Genomic DNA, 19,655 nt, shown 5'->3' with positions numbered 1-19,655 from the left:
GGCTCGATCGCCATTCTACGCGAATAGTCGTGAATCTCGTCACTTTCCATGACCAAGAATCCGTAGAATGAACCCATTCTACGGATTTGCGCAGAACTGCTTGACATGGTTTGACAGCTTCAGTTGCATGTCTCGACCGGTCATCGACGATGTCCCGCTGACGAGGCACTTCGCACGAGACGCAACGAAGTCGACACCACGGCGTCCTTCCCCCGCTCCAGCGTCGTCACCATTAGCCCAGCCAGTGCGAAGACCCTTTGCAAGTCGCTAGTGGTCAAACTCTGACGCTTGGTTCCGGAGCCGTAGGCCCGCTCATCGTGGGAGCAGACCCGCAAGTTTCGGGCCGTTACGCCGGGAAAGCTGCCGTTTATCTCTTCAACGAATTGCGCCGGGTAGGGACAGGCGGCGGAGAGCCAACACTGGCTGATCCTTGACAGCAGCTAAGATCGAGGTCTCGCGCTATTCAATGTTGCTCATGCCCCGTTCCTGAAGATGATGTCGCTGACCATTTCCGCCCCGAGGAAATCAATCAGCATGTTCGAATTTGCGAGATCCTCGTTCGTTAGCGCTCCGATCGCCTGACCAACCACGACCTCCCAAGGCTTCTTGCACTCGAGCACCGCACAGACGAGCTGGCGGACCTTCTTGATTTTCTTATGCCGCAGCCGATCATTGGACTCGGCAAGCTCGTTAATGAGCGTTCTATCTGCGTGTCCCTGATTTTCAGCCTCCCATTTCGTTGCCGCAGCGACAAAACCCTCCCAGGTCGTGCCCATCACGGCAAGGCAGGGGTCAGTCAAAAGGGCGTTTTCAATTGCATAGCATTGCAGGCGGTAGCGCTTGATAGGTGGGCGATGTTGGAGCGGCTGATCAACCACGCCGTCGCCGTCGCGAAGGGAAAAGGCGACCGGGTTGTCGTAGAGCGTATCGAGCAGATTGACGCAGAAGGTCTCTAGTTCGCCCTGCTGGTCTACGCTGCCGGCCAGCACGGGAAAGACCTTGATCCGGCCCTGCGACGTTCGCGCAGCCTGCTGCCAAACGCGTTCGTCGTCCTCGCCTTCGAGGATCAACGCCGCGTCTTCGCTTAGCGAAAGTGAAAGGGGGTGGCCGAAGAACGGGGCAACCTTGCGAAGCTCAGCGCTGGTCGGTTTGAGTTCAACCGTATCGACCGCGAAGCTCTTGGTGCCGATCGAAACATATTGCGAATCCGCGAGAGAACAGACCAGCGGGCTGCTATGCGTGGAGAGGCATACAGCAATGCTTTCCGCGTAGCTCTTGAACTCGTCCAGCATGGCGATGATCAGTTTACCCAGCCGTGCCTGAAGATCGGGGTGAAGGTGCACGTCCGGCTCATCAAGGAGCAGTATATTCGTCTTGGCAGGGTCTATCGTATCAAAGAAATAGAGAATCTCGGAAGCCAGAGCTACGGCTTCCGATTCGCCGCTGCTGATTTGATCTGGGATTACTAGCTGACCATCGGCCAGCGAACGAAACTCGAAATCGGCGTTACCCATCTCAAGCGAGATATTGGTGAGCAGCTGATTTACCTTACTCAGCCGATCTGTCTGGAAGTTGCGCGTGGGGTCCATTCGGATTTCTGGAGTGCTGGCTAGGCGACGTAGATAAAGCGTCTCGGCTTCGCGGAACAGCATCGCCGATGCGGCTTTGAAGTTGTTGGCCTGATTAACTGCCCGTACTTGCCGCAGCCAAGTGGGGTCATTACTCATATTTGTGAGGACGGCACCATCGCGCTTGAACGACCCAGCCCGTTCAGGGCTGACATAGCGAACATAAAAGAGTTGCTTATTCTGGCTGGTTGCTTCCTCGATGTCACGAAGGAAGCGGCTCTTTCCCGCGCCGTTGCGACCCATAATTACGTTGATGTTGTTCAGGTTAGTGAGATGGGCAGAGCGCCCTTTTAGTTCGTTTATTTTCAAAGTTGCCCCCGTTATTTCATCGCCTATATGGCATCGGAAAACGGGATGGGATAGGGAGAGTCTGTAGATAGCGGCTTGGACTTTTACCATGCGTTCGTTTTCCGCATCCCTGCCAGCGGCGGCTGACTGATCAGTGGCAGTTGTAGTAGGCGAAAGAAGGATCCCGAACGACCGTAAGGAGGTCGGCAGCGGTGTTCCGTTTCGGGTATCAAGCGTCAAGTTTTGACCACTAGCTCGTTTCCCGACGGATCAATTGGTCAACATGAGGCCGTTGCGAAGAAAGATCGCCTTCTGACCTCGCCAAGCCCTCACTGGCTGTGGCGCTCGACCGGCCTCGCCGTGAAGTCTTGGCTCGTCATTATCGTTCATCTCGTCTGCGATGGCGGTGAGGGTTTAGCCGGCGCTCCCGCGTCGACCTTCGCCTTCCTCGCAGCGGCTCGCTGCGCTTCATGGTCTTATCCCTGAGCCCCGTTCATTGAGCGTGATAGGCGATTGACGTCCAGATAATCTGGACAGCGCTGGTTAGTACAACGCTACAATTCCGTAGAATCCCGTAGAATAAAAAAGGTGCTCATTAAGCAATTGGTTTATTGCGTTTTTCTGGCGCGAATCATATTCCTAATCTGTAGGTCACAGGTTCGATTCCTGTCGGGATCACCATAAATTCACTAGGAAATACAAGTACCTGTTCGTCAATGAATACATAGTCGACTTGAACGTTACACAAGTGCCAAGCGGGCAGGCTACAGTGAATTGACGGCTCAGTGCAGGATCGCGCCTGGTCCCACCGCCATTTGTGTCATGCAATTGTTCATCGATCGTCACCCGAGATGCCATTGTCCTCCTCCAAGGAGTTAGTGAGTGCCATACTACCCATGTCTTGCCCCGCTTTTCAGCTAGTCACACCACCGAAAGTGAGGCGCATTGCATCTGGTCATTTTGTGTTTGACGTTGTCCTCGATTGACGCCCAAACCAAAAGCCAATGACCGTTGTGAGAGCGACACCCAACACTTCCGGGGTCTTTTCTTTGAAAACCCCCCAGAACGCCAAGAACGCTGCCACCAAAACAAGGGTCAGAAGCGCGAGAACTGTATCCGGGGAAACCAGTCGAGACAGAAAATCCGCCCGCTCTGAGCCGAGACGCAAGGCTTGAGTGTAGTCGTTGTAGACTATTCCCTTTCCATTTTTTACAAGCACTTGATAATCATGAGCCACTCGTCCAACTTCGTTCTCCGGTTGCCGAAAAGTCTCAACTAGCACGAGCGTCCCGCCACCGAAATTACTAAGCGTGTCGTAGACATTGTAGTCGACGAATTCGAAGTCGAACTTTCGCAAGGCTTTGAGTGCTATGGCCTCATCTAAGCTCAGCTCGCTGATAGAAATATCGGAAAATTTTCCGCGAGTACCTGCACTTCTCTTCTGTTCCTCTGTTTGTTGAGTCGACTGGGACGGTTCTTGTCTCGCGTCTGACATGGTCATTCCTCCATTATTTTTCGACAGAAGATCACCAATGCAGAAGCCGAGCAAGTAGGGCGGCGCTGCCCAAAAAATGAAAGCATGCGCCCAGACCGCAAAAGGACATCTATGGCCCGACCAAGTGTTCTGCGGAGATAACCGACCAGATTTGCGAACGGCTCGTCGATGGCCAGAGCCATGCAAAGTCTGCCTTGATCCCGAGACGCCCCAACAACGCTATTGTGTGCCGATGGCTTGCACAGCTGTACGATGTTCTCCGCGACCGATATGCATGCGCACGCGAGGTCCAGCCGACGACTTTCAATGGAACGCTTGGGCGAAGACGCCCCTCTTTTTCCTGCCGTCCGACTTCCAATCCGACAGTCAGATCTCAGCCTGTCGCATTTAAATTTCGGGAAGCGTCAAATCGTTGCCACCCCTTATCACTTCACAATTGCAATCGCGCCTACGTTCCCTGCGATACAGCAAGGCGTTCCCGGACTACGACAATTCGATCCCAAGAACTCGCAATCAGATCCCGCGCAACGACAGCCGGTTTCCCTGATGAATCATCCCTGGCTGCGTGATTTTCCTGATGTCCGGGGCGAATTTTCCTGATCCACCGCGCAGGGAATGTTCCGCTAAGTAGCTGACATCGCAATGCAATATTGATTTTCCGCCCCATGCAAAGCGCTCGTTTCTCGCGAACTCCCAGTTTTTGCCCGTTATCAGGGAATTCTCAAACGGAGACTGGTTCGCCATGGACTGTCGGGATCACCACGTTTTGCTGCTAAGCCGGATACTGTCGGACCTGAATCGGACTGAAACCAGAGCCGATCACCGGGGTCGCATCGGTCATCTGTACGGAACCTGCATGCGGATTTCTACCGTTCGAATAACGTCAGAAAAGCGCTTGCAGACGTTCCGACAAATCGGAAATTGGTTGATTGGTTGGAGCCCGGTCGACGGACCGCAGCGGTCCCGTCCGGGATGAGGTTCAGAGCCGTTCCAGCGTCAGCATGCCCGGATCGCCCTTCCAGGCTTTGGAAAGTTCGTCCGCGGCTTTCGTTGCGGCGGCAGTATCGCCTTGGGCTTCCGCCGCCTGCTGCAGCCCGAACAGTGCCCAGGCGCTGCTGCGTGCGCGGTGGAGCGCCGCCACAAACTCCTTCGCCGCGTCCGCCGGCTGACCGTTCTTGAGGAGGGCGGCACCGAGGGACTGCCGCACGGGATAATACCAGTACGGAGGCTCCATGTAGGGGATCGTGTCCTCCGTTTCGACCGCTTTCTTCCAGAAGGCTATCGAGCCGCCGACGTCATTCTCGGCCTGCGCAGCGCGGGCACGTACGACATCTTCGGCCACTTGCAGGACCGACAATGCCGGGATTCCCCAGGCATCGTGCACCGACCAGTCGGTTTCCTGAGCGATCTTGTGGATGGCGTCCGCCTCGACTCGCGCGCCCGAGGCGTCCTTCTTCTCGGCCAGGGCGACGCCGCGCGCATAGTGCCACATCGATGTGATGTAAGGCGGCGCGCCGGCCGGCTCGGCCTTAGCCAGGATCGCATCGGGTTCGGCATATTGCGCCCAGGCGAAATACGGAGCTGCCTTCACCGGCTGCACGATCGGTATTGCCGTGGCCACCTCGTTAGTCAGAAACTTGTCCAGCTTCTCAGCCTCTGCAAGCACCGTCTTCGAGTCACCGAGGAGCTGGGCCGAAACCAATACGAAGTGCACGTTGTGGGAATAGTAGCCGAGCGGATAGACACCGGTAGCGCCGGTTTCGGCGAGATAGGTCTCGTCCACTTTCGAGGCAGCTTCGTTGGACTTCAGCGAATCCGTGTAGCGGCCGACGCGATAGTAGATGTGGCTCGGCATATGGACGATGTGTCCGGCCCCCGGCATCAGCGCTGCTAGCCGGTCCGCGTAGGGCTCGGCGCGCTCCGGACGATCCGAGGCCTCAACAAGATGAATGTAGAGGTGAATCGCCATCGGATTGTCGGGCTTCCTGGCGAGAACGCCTTCCAGCCGCCTCTGGATGTCGGCGGTGCGGCCCTTGGGTTCCTTGCCGCCCGGCTGCCAATAGTCCCAAGGCTGCGTGTCCATGCCGGCCTCTGCGGCCAGCACAGCGAGTTCGAGATCGTCAGGATATTTGTCGGAAAGCGCCGCAGTTGCATCGGCGAAGGCGGCGTTCAGGGTGTTTCGATCGGCCTTGGGATCTTCGGAATACCGCGTGGCGACCGCCTCGATCAGTCCCCGCTCCTTCTCGGTGGCACCGGATGAAAGCGCCTGCGCCTTTCGAAGAGCAGTGATCGCTGGTGCATTTGCGGTGGGATCCATCGGCACGTTGATGTTCGGGCCCAGGACCAGTGCCTCGCCGAGGAAGCACATCGCACAGTCGGGATCGAGGCTTTGTGCCTTGCGGAAGGCGCGTCGCGCCTCCGCGTGATTGAAGTTGGTGGCGAACCGCAGCCCCTGGTCAAAGTATTTTTGGGCATCGGCGCTCTTTGTGCTGATCGGATAGCTCAGGGAGCCCAGGTCATCCCACAATGGCGGCTGGGCCTCCTCGTAGGCCTTCAAGTCTTGCGGGGCCAGTGATTGGCCGGCAGCGGCCAGAGCGACGCAGTGTGTGATGTCGAGTTCCCCCGGCAACGATACTCTTGGCGCCGCAAGCTGCGACTGCAACGGACTGTCCGCGGCATAAGCAATGGCAGCACCTGTGCCGAAACTCATTAAGGCAATAGCTGTCCATCCTGCACTTGGCAGGCAAGCACGCAGTTTCATCTGAACCTCCTGGCGTTCGGTACGATCGGCAAGCTCCGATCAGCCCTGTCTTTCCAATTCTCGATCGGAGGTGCGGGCGTTGATGATCCGCCTCGCGCCGCCGTTTGGCAATATATTTCCTACTGCTAATGTAATAGCGGACGCGATGTTTTCTGCTCACCTCTTCGGCCCGAAGGCACTAGTCGGACATCAGAGGGATTCAGGCACGCACCGTTGCAAAAACCAAATATCGTCTGACCGGCCGCCCCGCTTGAGACGTATCGGATCGAGACCGGCGCCTGTTGTTGTGAAGTGCCACGGCCCCGATTCAGCGCAGAGTGCAACCCTTGGACCGTCAGGGCTTCACCCGAACGGGTGACACCGCGACTTCAATGCGTGGAGGACCCTTGGTATCGGGACAAGAGCTTCGCGAGTTCCGCCTGACTTCCGGTGCTTGTTTTCGAGAATATTGCACGGAGCTGGGTTCTGGCGGTTTCACGGCCAATTCCCAGGGCAGAGCTTGCCGCGCCGATACCTCGGCCATCGGCAAGGCGGCAGGCCAGCCGCGTTTCGGCTGCTGTTAGTTGAAAGGCGTGCCTTATCAGTTGCTTGGGTAGCGCCCTTTCGGCCACAAGATCGGTAAAATAGAGGAGCGCGTCTCCGCCGTTAAAGAGGTCATGGACGAACGAGGTCATCGGAATGGCTTCAGCAAGAAGCCATGGCGAACCCTCGCGAGCAATCAAAACGGGCTCCCCGTCGCTCAAGTCGCCGCATTGGCTGACCACGCCTGCGATCAATTTCTGCAAGCGTGAATCACTGGGCCGATCTGCCGCCCGGAGACGACCACCGTGGATAACGAGGCCAGTACCAAGCAGAGCTTCCGCGTGTTTATTGTAGCGGGTGACGCGGCCTCGGCAATTCAGCAACAGCGCTGCGCTTCCCATCCGATCCAGAATGGCCAGGTTCGGTTCGACTGCCGTTTCCCAAACCTTTTCCGCAGCACTGATGATGCGAACCATCGACGGAGCGATCGCCAAGAAATCCTCGGCTTCATTCCGGTAGAATGGCCCCTTATGAGCGTCACGAAACATCGAGAGCATCCACCTTCGATCCTTCACCATGAAGTCTATTGCAGCCCACCATTCCCGGTCGCCTGGACGCGCGATTTCTTGGTAATAAGGGAGAACCTCGCGCTCATCACGAGTGGTGATCTCATCCTCGACAACGAAGCTGTCTGTCAGTTTTGCCAACCTCTTGCGCGGTCTACGTTCATGCGGATCGGGAGCACCTTCGATTCTTTCGATCCAAAGGGCGGCGAATTCGGCATGTTCGGTCGAATCGGGTCTGAGCGCGGTCGGCGATCGCTGATCGCTACGAAACGGGTGAGTTGGATCGCAGGTGCGGATAACGCAACTTGTGGCTCCTAGGGAGTGGGCCAGCATTTGAAGCGCTGCGGGCCACTGCCTAAACTCGAACGCGGCGTCGTAGCAAGCCTCGATCGCAGCGGCAATGTTCCGATTGTCGGACATAGGATTTGCGTCGCGATCCCGGTTTCTCGCCCTTTTCTCCTCATGGCCCGTCGACGGCCCTCCAGCTACAGGCCCCGCAACCGGCTCCGGCCAGGGATGTTTATTTCCCGCGGCCATGCTCGACAGACGGTCAGCTGAGGACCTATCGTCAGACTGACGCATCGAATGAGAGATAGCTACATTAGCATAATAGCCACGCGACTTCACCGATGCTTCTCGACGAAATCTCTGCACGCAGGTGAAAGCCGTTCGATCTGGCTTTCAAGGTCGCATTTACCCATCGGTTTCGTCGGGCAAAACCGTGCGTAGTCGCGGCGACATCCCTTGCCTTCGAAAATTTTGAAAGATCTTACCTGCGTAGGGTTTGTTGCGTTGACTGAACTGGGTATCAGCCCGGTTTCGATCTCCATCGCACCGTCACGACTTGACCCCTTGCTTCCACCCTTGCCCCCACCCTTGCCGCCGCCCCCACCCTTGCCGCCTCCGCCTCCGCCGCCGCTCCCACCCTTGCCGCCTCCGCCCCCGCCTCCTCCGCCGCCACCTCCTCCTCCTCCTCCTCCTCCTCCTCCTCCTCCCCCGCCACCGCCCTTCGCACGCGCGATGCCACCAAAGGCGGCGTATGCGATGCTTGCACCCAAGGCCGAAAGCAATACACGACGAGACGTAAACACTGTTCGATCCTCCTACAATTTCTGTGAAACTTCGGAATTTAATAATCGAAATGCGACACGCACGCGACTTCCACCCGCAAGACGAGAGGGGTCCTTAAGCGATGCTACCGTAGTGTTTAATTGATTACGAGTTCCGCTTTAGCTTAACTTCATCGGCAGCAAAATATCGGATTTTACAATTTTGGCTAAGAGGAATTTCAGTGCCCAAATCGAAATCTCAACCTATCCTGCCTTGAGCGATTTGCTGATATAGAGTGTAGTGCCTCCGCTCCCGACCACAGTTCCTTTGGCGGGCTTGGAAATTGCGGGGCCCCCATCTCACCGATACATTCAGTCTTCAACTTGAGCTTGGGGTTTGCAAGGAAATCAGCAACTACTTTCGACCCGCACGGATCGGAATCTATGACATCGTGTCCGATCCCCCGAAAGACCACCACCTGGCCGAAAGGAAGGGTCTTCGCCGCGTGGTCCGCCCATGCTGTCGGCGTTGCTGGATCATATTCTCCCGACAACAGAAGAGTGGGTATGTCAGTGCGGCGCGGCTGCACCTGCGATGCTGGCCCGTTCTCAAGCATCCAAAGAGGGCATGCCCAGGAGTAGTCGTTCAGCTCAACCCATTTCGACCAGTATTTGTCCTGCTTGCCATTCAGATCGGGGAGATCGCTGTCGGAACAACTTACAGAGAAGTCCATACCTTGGGAGATCTCCAGGTCGTCAGCATCGAAAAGTATCTCCGCCAGCGGTCTGAAATCCTGTTTGTATGTCCTCTCGATCAGCTCCGGCAGGGTCAGGAGCGCATCGCGATCGTATAAAATGCCGAATATAAGCTCGAGGAAATCTGCCCCGGAGACATATGTGTAGCGCGCCTCTTTATCTGTGCTGCGCAAGAGCAAAGGCTGCCGATCCAGCTGTCTTGCAATAAGCTGAACAGCATTGGATATCCCATTCATGCATCTGTTCGCTGCCTCACAGTCTCGCTCTAGCAATTTTAACGATCGGTCGAGATTCGGCCCATCTTCGTTCAGGTAATTGATGTCCAGAGGAACAACTGAATCCAGTATACTCGCCGATACCCCTTCGGGGTGCTGGTTCATCACTTCGAGTGCAAGCCTGGTGCCATACGAGACGCCATAGAGAACCCACTTTTCTATCCCGAGAGCCTTCCGAAGGTCATCAATATCCTCCGCATTCTCCTCAGTGTTGTAGGCATCAAGATCAATGCCCTTTGCGATCAACGCCGTCCTGCATGCAAGAACTTCATCTTTTTTGAGCTTGCTAAAGGTGGTTTCGACCTCAACGCTCGAGAGAATGGCGTTCCAATGATCGGGCTTGAAATATTGAGAACAGTCCAAGGCGGGAGCGGACTTTCCGATACCCCGCTGATCAGCGACGATTACTCGGCGTCCGATCATCCAACTCTGGGCGCCGATGAATTCCCACCATCCATCGATGTCGTCGCTATTGGCAATGTCGGTAGGCTGCCCCGGTCCTCCTGTGAGAAACACCACCGGTTCGTGCCGTTCGCGGTCCGGTTCGAATACGACCACGGACAGGACGACCTCGGTACCGCCCGTCTTCTTTCGATTTTCTGGAACATTCACGGTCCCACACGTCATTGCCCGATCCCGGGGAATTTCGAACCAACAGCTGGTTTTCTTGAACTCACCCGCAGTGAGCTCCCCACCCCCCAGGCAAATGAGGAACGCAACCGACGTGACCACGAGAAGAAAACACCAACCTGGTTTGATGTACGCGCGTCTAAACACGGTAGACATCTCGCCCCTCATTTATAAGTATATGAAAACTGCTCGATTACGGATCGAATATTCTTCGCGTCATCGACAAATCAGGAATAAAACGCCCGTAATCACGGCTTCGTTATTTTATTCAAGACGGAGAGTCTTCCCCCCGACATTGCCAAGGAACAATTCCGTGTTTCAGAAAAATGGCAGGAAAAAACCTACCCTGCACGCAGCCTAACGACTCTCTCCATTTCGTGTTCCCAAGCGATATTGGGTTACTCCAACACAAAATTGGAAACAAGCTCGACAAACCGGAGATTATATTAGCGCTTTTGATTGAGCCGTGCGCGAGACAGTTGGTCAGCACTGCGCTTATGTAAGCCGTGTTTTGCGCTACATTGCTCATCCGATTTTGCGCGGGTGCTCGCACCCTCCTCCTTATGGTGGATTCCCATTCTTTAGCATTAACGCATATAAAGACCGCGCTTCTGCACTCACGATGGGAACACAACCATGCGGAATCGAAAGTCACTCCAACTGGCGCTTTTGGCTTGTATATCGCTTTTTCTCACCGACGCCGCTTTAGCGAAAGATGCCTACAAGACACCCTGTAGAGCGGACGCCAAGCGGGTGTGCCACATGGACAACGAAGTTAAGGCGCAAGGCTGCCTTAAACAGCACCTCAGCGAAGTCACGCCGGCTTGCAAGGCCTTCCTCACTAAACAATGAAATGACCACGGATCCTGTTGTTCCGCGTGCTCCAACAGCGGGGTTGCTCGCCGTGGGGTCTCACGCGATGGCACGATGAGCAAGGCGGACACCGTTCGCCCTGCCGGCATTCTGGTCCCGTTCGCTCCAACCGGGCGCCAGTCACGGCCCCGCCAGTTGCGTGGACATGCGAGGATGGCCGGGATTGACGAAAGGTATCAAAGGCCAGCGAGCGGCTGGCTTGTCTGTCTGACAGCCTGCCTCAGCCCACCCTGACCACGAAATGCTTCGTCACCGGCTCGATGATCTTCCAGGTTCCCTTGAAATCGGCTTCCACCACGAAGGCGTCGCCGGGGCCGACTTCGACCGGCGTGCCGCCGTCGGGCGTGATGATGATGCGGCCCGCGATCATGTGCACGAACTCATAGTCGGTGTAGGTGGCGTGATACGTACCGGGCGACGCGCGCCAGGTTCCGGAGATCACCTTGCCGTCCGCGGTCGTGTGCTGGACTGCGGTTTGCATGGTCGGCCGGCCCTCGACCGCGATCCAGCCAGGCAGGTCGCCGGCTTCCGCGTGTTCGACGGTGCCGAATTTCAGGATCGTCTTGTTCGTCATGCCGGGGCTCCGTTTTGCTTCGCTGTCGCACCGTCGGATAGCCGTTACGCGTGGCGTGGGCAATGCCGCCAGGGGGACCAGGGCAACCAATCCGGGTTCACCGGCGCCTTCGCACTGTTTGACGGAGCTCTGAACGAAAAAACCCGCCTGCTCGGCGGGTCCCTGGCGCGACTCAGCACCATAGGCAATTTGTAGCATTAACTGCCTTCACAGTCAATGAAGCTGAGTTCGCGGCCTTGCACCAGGAACCAGGCGCGTCCGCGCCTGGGGTGGGCGATTTGGCAATTCCTGCTGCTCCTCAGTCTGAAATCCTCAGGGCTTGTGGCGCGCCGCGACGAGTTCCGCCTTGCGCCTTGCCGTTTCCATTCCCAGCCCGATGAAGGCGCGCGCGTGCTTGGCCAGCGCCATGTTGTCCGTCCACAGATTACGCCAGATGGCGGTCTTCTTCGACAGGTTCTCGTCGACGATCTCCGAGGAGAAGGATTCGAAGCTGAGATCGTCGGCATAGCCGATCGCCGTCAGCGCATCGAATATCGCGGCGAAGTCGATATTGCCGGTGCCGAGGAAGCCGCGATGGCTCTCGCCGATATGGACATAGCCGATCTTGCCGGCGGCATGGCGGATGGCCAGCCCGACATCGGCCTCCTCGATGTTCATGTGGAAGGTGTCGAGGTGGAGAAAGATGTTGTCGGAGCCGGTGTCCTCGATGAAGGCCAGCCCTTGCGCGGCGGTGTTGAGCAGATTGCTCTCAAAGCGGTTGACGATCTCGAGGTTGAGCGTGACGCCTGCCGCCTTCGCGGTTTCGGCGACCTTGGCCAGCGTCCCGGCGCTGCGGTTCCACTGGTCTCGCGTCGGCGCCTCGGTCTGCAATCCGTGGCTGGTCGAGAGGATACCGGCGACCTTCTGGCCGCCGAGGTCGCGCGTCAGGGCGATGGTGTCGTTGAGGATCCCGACGCCGCGCGCGGCGACCGCCTTGTCGGCGCTCGAAATGTCGCCGTCGACCGGCAGGCCGATGCTGATCGCCACGCCGAGGTCGAGATCGGCGATGCGCTTGGCGAGCCCGCCAATATCGACATTGGCGGGGTCGAGATAGGAGAATTCGATCAGGTCGAAGCCGGCCTCCTTGGTGTTGGCCAGCGTGCGTTCGAGCTCGACCTGCGTCGAGCTCGCCGACCAGACGAAAGAGTGGATTCCGATGCGCGACATGATCGTCTCCGGTTTTGCGACGAAATGAGGAGGACGCGGCAGGTCAGCCCGGCCGCGTCCGCCTTGGACTGATCAGCGGGCCGCGGTCCAGCCCTTGTAGTCCTTCAGATTCTCGGCGGTGATCAGCTTCGGATCGAGCAGCACCACCGGCTCCGCCGGCTTCTTGCCGGCAAGCACGTCGGCGGCCATCGTCAGCGACTGGCCGGCCATCACGTAGGGATCCTGCGAGGCAGAAGCCTTGATCATGGACTTGCCGGATGCCAGTTCCTTCTCGATGTCCGGCGCGCCGTCGACGGCGGTGAAGATGAACTCCGAGCGGTTGAGCTGCTTGGCGGCGAGCTCGGCGCCGATCGCCGTCGGATCGTTGATGGCGAACACCGCGTCGATCTTGTCGAAACGGGTCAGCAGCGACTGGAACACCTTCAGGCCGCCGTCGCGCGAGCCTTCGGCGTTCTGGTCGTCGGACAGGATCTTGATGTCGGGATGCTGGGCAAGCACGTTCTTGCAGCCCTTCACGCGCTCCAAGATCGACGAGGACGCCGGACCGTTGAGGATGACGTAGTTGCCCTTGCCGCCAGTTTGGTCGACCAGATATTGGCAGGCCTCCTCGCCGGCCTTGACATTGTTGGTCATCACGGTGACGTCGGCGCCTGGCGCGGAGACGTCGAAGGCCGCGACCACGATGCCCGCCGCCTGCGCCTTCTTCACCGCGGGCGCGATCGCCTTGGCATCGACGGCGTTGAGCATGATGACGTCGACGCCGGCGGCGATAAAGGAATCGACCTGCGAGACCTGCTTGTTCAAGTCATAGTCGGCCGACACCGACGTCACCTCGACGTTCGGATTGATCTTCTTGGCCGCGTCCTCGATGCCCTTGATGGTGGCGACGAAGAAGGGGTTGCCGAGCAGGCCGACCGAGATGCCGACCTTGTTCAGGTCCTTGGCCGATGCCGGCGCAATGGCGACGGCCGCGAACGCGGCGCCGCAGAGCAGTTTGGCGATGGTCTTCATTACGCTTACTTCCTCCTGATGCCCCGCGCCTCTCACGGTGCGTTACACAAGCCGGTCTTTGATGCCGGCGACAAGGTCACTCACGTTCTTGCCCCTGCCTGGAGCCTGTAGCGGTCGAGGGCGACCGCCACGATGATGACCAATCCCTTGATGATGTACTGCCAGATGTCCGAGACGCCGGCCAGGATGAGCCCGTTGGACAGCACGGCGATGATCAGCCCGCCGATCAGCGTGCCCCAGATCGAGCCGACGCCGCCGACGAAGCTTGTGCCGCCCAGGATGACCGCGGCGATGGCGTCGAGTTCGTAGGACTGGCCGAGCTGCAGGCCGTTGGCGGCATAGAGCCTGGCCGCCGACATGGCGCCGCCGAGACCTGCCAGCAGGCCGGACACGCCATAGACGAAGAGCAGCACCAGCGGCACCTTGATGCCGGTCAGCCGCGCCGCCTCGGCATTGCCGCCCACGGCATAGATCCAGGTGCCGAGCACGGTGCGTTTCAGCACCAGCCACGACACCACCACCACCGTCAGCGCGATGATGACCAGCCAGGGAACGCCGAACAGCGATCCATTGCCGATGAAGTCGAACGGCAGGTCGGAGTTGAACACGGTCGTGTCTTCGCCGAGCAGGCGGGCGACGCCGCGCACGGCGGTCAGCGATCCCAGCGTGACGATGAAGGGCGGCAGCCTGATATAGGCGATGAGCAGCCCGTTGATGACCCCGAAGCCGAGACCGACCAGAATGGCCGCCGGCACGCCGAGCAGGCCCCAGTCCGGCACCAGCGACACCAGCACCGCCACCATTGCGGAAGCGGCAAGGATCGAGCCGACCGACAGGTCGATGCCGCCGGTGAGGATGACGAAGGTCATGCCGGCGGCGAGCACGATGTTGATCGACGATTGCTGCGTGACGATCAACAGGTTGGTGCCGGTGAGAAAACGCGGATTGATGAACTGGAAGCCGGCCGCCAGCAACACCAGCACCGGCAGCATGCCGAGCGCGGCCAAAGCCGTGCGCAACCGCCGGCTCCTGACTGCCGCCTGGTCCACTGTCGTCGTCGTGGTCGTTCTGTCGGTCATTCCTTCGGTCCTTCTTGGGCCGCTCCCGTCGCAAGTTCCATGATTGCTTCCTGGCGAAGCGGCTCGCCCCGGGATGCCGTCACCTCGCCTGCTATGGCGCCGTCGCGCATCACCAGAACCCGGTCGGCGACGCCGACTACTTCCGGCAATTCGCTGGAGATCATCAGTATGGCGATGCCCCGGTTGGCGAGATCGTCGATCAGCCGGTAGATTTCCGATTTGGCCCCGACATCGACGCCGCGCGTCGGCTCGTCGAGGATGACGACCTTCGGCTCGGTCTCCAGCAGGCGAGCCAGCAGCACCTTCTGCTGGTTGCCGCCCGACAGCGAACCGGCATTGGCCTGCGCCGAGCGGGTGCGGATCGAGAGATCGGCGACGGCTTTCGCAGCGCGCCTGTCGGCGGCGGCGAAGTCCCGCAAGCCGCCGGCGCGCGCATCCCTGGCCAGCACGCCCATGTTGATGTTGTCGGAAATAGACATGTCGAGGAACAGGCCGAGTTCCTTGCGGTCCTCGGTGAGATAGGCGATGCCGGCATCGAGCGCCTCGCGCGGCGAGCCGATGGCGATCGGCTTGCCGTCGAGCTCCAGCGTGCCGGCGCTGCGCCGGTCGGCGCCGAAGATGAGCCTGGCAAGTTCGGTGCGGCCCGAGCCGACGAGGCCCGCCAGCGCCAGCACCTCGCCGTGATAGAGGTCGAAGGAGCAGTCCTTCAGCAGCCTGCCGTCGGACATGCCGCGCACCGACAGCGCCACGGCGCGCTTTTCGCCCGGCGGGCGGTGATCCTTCTTGTAGAACGCCGAGAGATCGCGGCCGACCATCATCGAAACGAGCCGCGAGGCGCTGAGGTCGGCGCGCTCCAGCGTGCCGACATAGCCGCTGTCGCGCAGCACGCTGACGCGGTCGGCGAGCTGGTAGACCTCTTCCATGCGATGGCTGATGTAGATGATGGCGATGCCTTGCGCCTTCAGCGTCGCGATCACCTCGAACAGCCGCTCGGTCTCGCGCGAGGTCAGCGACGTGGTCGGCTCGTCCATGACGATGATGCGCGCATTGGTCGACAGCGCCCGGGCGATCTCGACCAGCTGGCGCTCGCCGAGTGACAGGCCGGAAACCAGGGCACGCGCCGAAAAGGAAACGCCGAGCCGGCCGATGATCTCGGTCGCGCGCCGGTTGCACTGGTCGCGGTCGACGATGCCGAAACGGCGCGGTTCGTTGCCGAGGAAAATGTTCTGCGCCACGGTCAGATTGGGCGCCAGCGACAGTTCCTGGTAGATCACCGCGACGCCGCTGGCGCGCGCCTTGATCGGATCGCCGGTCGCGGCGGGCATGCCATCGATCAGGATCTCGCCCCCGGGATCGGGACGATAGGCGCCCGAAAGCACCTTCATCAGCGTCGACTTGCCGGCACCGTTCTCGCCCATCAGCGCGTGCAGCTCGCCGGCCTGGACGGTAAGCGAAACATCCTGCAGGGCGCGGATCGCGCCGAACGTCTTCGAAATATGGCGCATTTCCAGCACCGGGTGGCGTTCCGCCCCCATGCCGGCTGTCTCCGTCCTGGCCTGCGCGCTCATCGGGCGGCGACCTTGCCGGCGGTCCCGGCGACCAGATCGCGCCAGCCGTCGCGGTAGCCGGCGAGGCTGGTGAAGCGCACTGCTTTCACCGGCTCCGGCGGCTCGGCGGCGAATTCACGCCCGACGCTCTCGAAAGCCAGGGCCGCAGCGCCCGTGGCGCTGCCTTGCAGCGAAGCGCCCTGCATGAAGGCCTGCTCCGGCCGCAGCTGCGCCAGCAGGCTGGCGAGCAGGCCGCCAGTGTTGAGACCGCCGTCGACGATCACGGTGTTGCTGGAATGGATGAGGTCGAGGCAGAGGTCGAGCATCAGCGCGACATAGAGCAGTGCCACGGCCGCACGCTCGCCGGCATCAGGCGTGCGTCCGACCAGCCGGCCCGAACGGCCTGGCATCGGCCCGCCCGGCGCGAAGCTCGGTAATGCCATCATGCCGGCATCGATCGCCCGCTGCACCGCCGCGCCTTCGACCGGGCCTTGCCAGCCGTCGCTGATGGCGGCGAATTCGCGCCCGCCCATGAAGCGGATGGTCGGCACCGGGCCGCCGTCCACATCGACATTGACCAGCATGTCGCGATCGCGGTCGAGCGCCTCGAGCGGACAGTCGGGATTGAGCACGATGACCCAGGTGCCGGTCGAAACCACTGTCACCGAGCCCAGCCCCTGCCGCCGATAGGCATGGAGCGCGGCATTCGAGTCGTGGACGCCGTTGTGGATGGCGAGCGGCCGTGCCGCGCTGCCGAAGTCCTGCTCGCCGATGACAGTTCCCGCACGCGCGAAGGCCGGCATCTGGTGGCGCCACCCCTCGGCGTCGACCAGTGAGGAAAAATCGTGACGACGCGGCGCCCACAGATGCGAATGGCAGCCGAGATAGGACACTTCGCAAACCGGCCTGCCGCCAAGGCGCCAGCTCCAATATTGCGGATAGCCGAGAATCCATTTCGCCGTCGCGAAAGCGTCGGATGCGGCCTCCTGCAGCCACAGCATGTGGCGGCCGTAGTTGAAACCGAGCGGCAGCCGCGGCGAGAACGTCTCGGCGTAGTCCGGAATGCGGCGATCGATCCGCGCGGCGATTTCGGCCGGCGGCTCCTGCTCATAGTCGAGGATCGGATGCGTCAGCGCCGCGTCGTCCACGAGGGCGAAGGTGCAGCCATGGCCCGACACCATCACCCCTTCCACGCCATGGTTTTCGATCACAGCGGTGACGGCGCCGAGCGCCCAATCGTGGAGGTCGGCCTCATCGAGCACGCTGAAGCCGCCTTGGCGCGTCCATTTCGGCTGGGTCCGGCGCTCGTCGAGAATGCGTCCGTCCTGGCCGAAGACGAACAGCTTCGAATTGGTCTTGCCGAAGTCGAGCACCGCGACCTTCATGCGATGGCTCCCGTGGTCGAAGCAATCCGCACCATGACGCCGGCATCCTCCAGCATGCGCGCGTCGGCATCGGAAAGACCGTCGTCGGTGACCAGCGTGCCGATGCGCGACAGGGGCAGCGCAACGTTACGGGCCTGGATCGAAAGCTTGCGGCTGTCGGCCAGCACGACGATCTGGTCGGCGCACTGGCTAAGCTCGACGATCGAGCGCACCAGCAGCGGGTGCGATTCCAGCAAGCCTTCCTGGCCGATGCCTTGCGCGCCGAGAAAGAACTTCGAAGCGTAGAAAGGTGCCGGATGGGTGAGCGAGTGAATGATGCCCGGCTCGCGATGCAGGTCGCCGCCGGCAACGGTCAGGCTGCAATGGCCATGATCGCTCAGATACGCCGCCAGCGGCATCGAGTTGGTGTAGAGCCGGATGCTGCGCTCGGCGAGCTTGACCCCGAGATGGAAACAGGTCGAGCCGCCATGCACGATAACCGCGTCGCCGTCGCGCACCATGGTCGCGGCTAGGTTGGCGATCTGCCGCTTGGCCTCGACCGCGAGGTCGCGATTCTCGTCATAGGGCCGGGCATAGGCGACGCCGGCCTGCGACGTGCCGTCGAGCGCCGAAACACCGCCATAGACCTTGCGCGCCTCGCCCGCCTCGTCGATCCGGTCGATGTCGCGCCGCACCGTCGCGGCCGAAACGCCGAGCCGCTCCTGCAGCTCCCGCACCGAGGCGAAGGGGCGATCACGCAAGAGTTCGACGATCTGACGCTGGCGGCCGGAGTCGCTCAACTGTTTCCTCCAAAACGCCGTTCTGCGACGGCAGTTGGTGTAACTTACTCAACATTAGCTCGATTGCAAGCCGCAACTGACGGTATTCGATCACGGTTGACGGAACTCACTCTTATCTGCGATATCAACCCGTCGAATGCCCGACCACCGCATTCGACGGTTGGCGGATTGTTGGAGGAGATGCGTGATGGCGACCCAGGCGGATGCGCAGGAATTGGCGGCGCTGCGGGCGCTTTCGGCCGCCATCGGACAGGATCCGCATCTGACCCAGGCCGCCGGCGGCAACACCTCGCTGAAAGCCGGAGACACGCTGTGGATCAAGGCTTCCGGGACCTGGCTGAAAGACGCGCTCGCCGATGACATCATGGTGCCGGTGGCGATGGCGCCATTGCTCGAGGCGGTTGAACGACGCGATCCCGCCGCCGACCAGCCTCAGGCCTTCGCCATCGGCGCGCTCAACCCGCGCGGGCTGCGTCCCTCGATCGAGACCACGGTGCATGCCTTGATGCCGCAGCGCGTGGTCCTGCATGTCCACTGCGTCGACACCATTTCGCTTGCGGTGCAGGCCGATTGCGAGGTCCTGGCCGCGCGCCGGCTCGCAGGCATCCAATGGGCCTATGTTCCCTACCGCCGGCCGGGCCTGCCGCTGGCCCAGGGCATCTCCGAAAGGCTGCGGCCGGGCATCGATGTCCTGATCCTGGGCAATCACGGCCTCGTCGTCGCGGCCGAGACCGTCACCGGAGCGGAGGCGCTGTTGCGCCGCGTCACCGGGCTTCTGGCAAGGGCGCCGCGCGAAGCGGCCGCGCCTGACATCGCGGCACTGACCGCGCTTGCCGCAAACTCCGGCTACCGCTTGCCCATCGACACCGAGGCGCACGCGGTCGCCATCGATCCCGACAGCCGCCGCATGGCATCGGGCGGCAGCCTCTATCCCGACCATGTCATCTTCCTCGGCAAGGGTTCGGTGGTGGCTGCGCCCGGCGAGGACGTCGCCGCTGTCGTCAGGCGTCGCGGCGCCCAGCCCCTGTCGATCCTGTTCCCGGGGCTCGGCGTCCTGATGCGCGCCAATGCCAGCGCCGGCGCCGACGCCATGCAGCGTTGCCTTGCCGACGTGACGGCGCGGGTCGATGTCACGGCGACGTTGAATTACCTTACCGAGGCGGAGAACGACGAACTCGTCAACTGGGACGCCGAGCAGTACCGCCAGAAACTGAACGCCTCCGGTGGCTGA

14 protein-coding genes are annotated in these 19,655 nt (G+C 60.5%); 2 read left to right on the top strand and 12 right to left on the bottom strand.

The features are described 5' to 3' along the window. Positions 1 to 473 precede the first annotated feature (473 nt). Together FJ972_RS06885 and FJ972_RS06880 are read right to left on the bottom strand one after the other, a co-directional pair. Positions 474 to 1,937: an AAA family ATPase gene (locus FJ972_RS06885; protein ID WP_224655980.1), complete on the bottom strand. Its 1,464-nt coding sequence runs from the start codon at positions 1,935 to 1,937 to the stop codon at positions 474 to 476. Between the two features lie 934 nt (positions 1,938 to 2,871). Continuing rightward, positions 2,872 to 3,411, bottom strand: coding sequence for a hypothetical protein (locus FJ972_RS06880; RefSeq protein WP_140525777.1), 540 nt, complete (start codon positions 3,409 to 3,411; stop codon positions 2,872 to 2,874). A gap of 107 nt (positions 3,412 to 3,518) precedes the next feature. Between FJ972_RS06880 and FJ972_RS30330 the strand changes: the two genes are divergently transcribed. Beyond that, complete coding sequence (locus FJ972_RS30330) at positions 3,519 to 3,980, top strand: hypothetical protein (RefSeq protein WP_411970483.1); 462 nt, start codon at positions 3,519 to 3,521, stop codon at positions 3,978 to 3,980. A 410-nt stretch (positions 3,981 to 4,390) separates the two neighbouring features. Here the strand turns inward: FJ972_RS30330 and FJ972_RS06875 are convergent, their stop codons facing one another. The 10 genes from FJ972_RS06875 to FJ972_RS06830 form a co-directional block, all read right to left on the bottom strand. Further along, positions 4,391 to 6,121, bottom strand: a complete 1,731-nt coding sequence (locus FJ972_RS06875) for a hypothetical protein (protein WP_224680635.1) — start codon at positions 6,119 to 6,121, stop codon at positions 4,391 to 4,393. A gap of 419 nt (positions 6,122 to 6,540) precedes the next feature. After that, the gene (locus FJ972_RS06870; RefSeq protein WP_140525779.1) at positions 6,541 to 7,680 is read right to left on the bottom strand and encodes a helix-turn-helix transcriptional regulator; all 1,140 of its coding nucleotides are present in this window, start codon (positions 7,678 to 7,680) and stop codon (positions 6,541 to 6,543) included. Positions 7,681 to 8,548: 868 nt separating this feature from the next. Beyond that, the gene (locus FJ972_RS06865) at positions 8,549 to 10,126 is read right to left on the bottom strand and encodes an alpha/beta hydrolase (RefSeq protein WP_181165413.1); all 1,578 of its coding nucleotides are present in this window, start codon (positions 10,124 to 10,126) and stop codon (positions 8,549 to 8,551) included. Between the two features lie 937 nt (positions 10,127 to 11,063). Beyond that, positions 11,064 to 11,417 carry a cupin domain-containing protein gene (locus FJ972_RS06860; protein ID WP_140501578.1) on the bottom strand — a complete coding sequence of 118 codons (354 nt, stop codon included), beginning with the start codon at positions 11,415 to 11,417 and terminating at the stop codon, positions 11,064 to 11,066. A gap of 312 nt (positions 11,418 to 11,729) precedes the next feature. Continuing rightward, a complete protein-coding gene (locus tag FJ972_RS06855) occupies positions 11,730 to 12,623 on the bottom strand; it encodes a sugar phosphate isomerase/epimerase family protein (RefSeq protein WP_140525814.1) in 894 nt (297 codons plus the stop codon). Positions 12,624 to 12,695: 72 nt separating this feature from the next. Continuing rightward, positions 12,696 to 13,634 carry an ABC transporter substrate-binding protein gene (locus FJ972_RS06850; protein WP_140517934.1) on the bottom strand — a complete coding sequence of 313 codons (939 nt, stop codon included), beginning with the start codon at positions 13,632 to 13,634 and terminating at the stop codon, positions 12,696 to 12,698. 80 nt (positions 13,635 to 13,714) lie between these two features. Further along, a complete protein-coding gene (locus tag FJ972_RS06845) occupies positions 13,715 to 14,713 on the bottom strand; it encodes an ABC transporter permease subunit (RefSeq protein WP_140501584.1) in 999 nt (332 codons plus the stop codon). Beyond that, positions 14,710 to 16,281 (bottom strand): sugar ABC transporter ATP-binding protein, encoded by a 1,572-nt coding sequence (locus FJ972_RS06840; RefSeq protein WP_140525813.1) that lies wholly within the window; start codon positions 16,279 to 16,281, stop codon positions 14,710 to 14,712. The genes FJ972_RS06845 and FJ972_RS06840 overlap by 4 nt, the downstream gene beginning before the upstream one ends. Then, positions 16,278 to 17,645 (bottom strand): FGGY-family carbohydrate kinase, encoded by a 1,368-nt coding sequence (locus FJ972_RS06835; protein ID WP_140525812.1) that lies wholly within the window; start codon positions 17,643 to 17,645, stop codon positions 16,278 to 16,280. Before FJ972_RS06835 ends, FJ972_RS06840 begins: the two co-directional genes overlap by 4 nt. Further along, positions 17,642 to 18,424: a DeoR/GlpR family DNA-binding transcription regulator gene (locus FJ972_RS06830; RefSeq protein WP_140525811.1), complete on the bottom strand. Its 783-nt coding sequence runs from the start codon at positions 18,422 to 18,424 to the stop codon at positions 17,642 to 17,644. The genes FJ972_RS06835 and FJ972_RS06830 overlap by 4 nt, the downstream gene beginning before the upstream one ends. A 187-nt stretch (positions 18,425 to 18,611) precedes the next feature. On the opposite strand from FJ972_RS06830, the gene FJ972_RS06825 reads away from it, so the two are divergent. After that, positions 18,612 to 19,655: a class II aldolase/adducin family protein gene (locus FJ972_RS06825; RefSeq protein WP_140517929.1), complete on the top strand. Its 1,044-nt coding sequence runs from the start codon at positions 18,612 to 18,614 to the stop codon at positions 19,653 to 19,655.

The sequence above is a fragment of the Mesorhizobium sp. B2-1-1 genome, from assembly GCF_006442975.2.
Lineage (GTDB): Bacteria > Pseudomonadota > Alphaproteobacteria > Rhizobiales > Rhizobiaceae > Mesorhizobium.
This window is presented reverse-complemented; position numbering and strand designations above follow the sequence as displayed.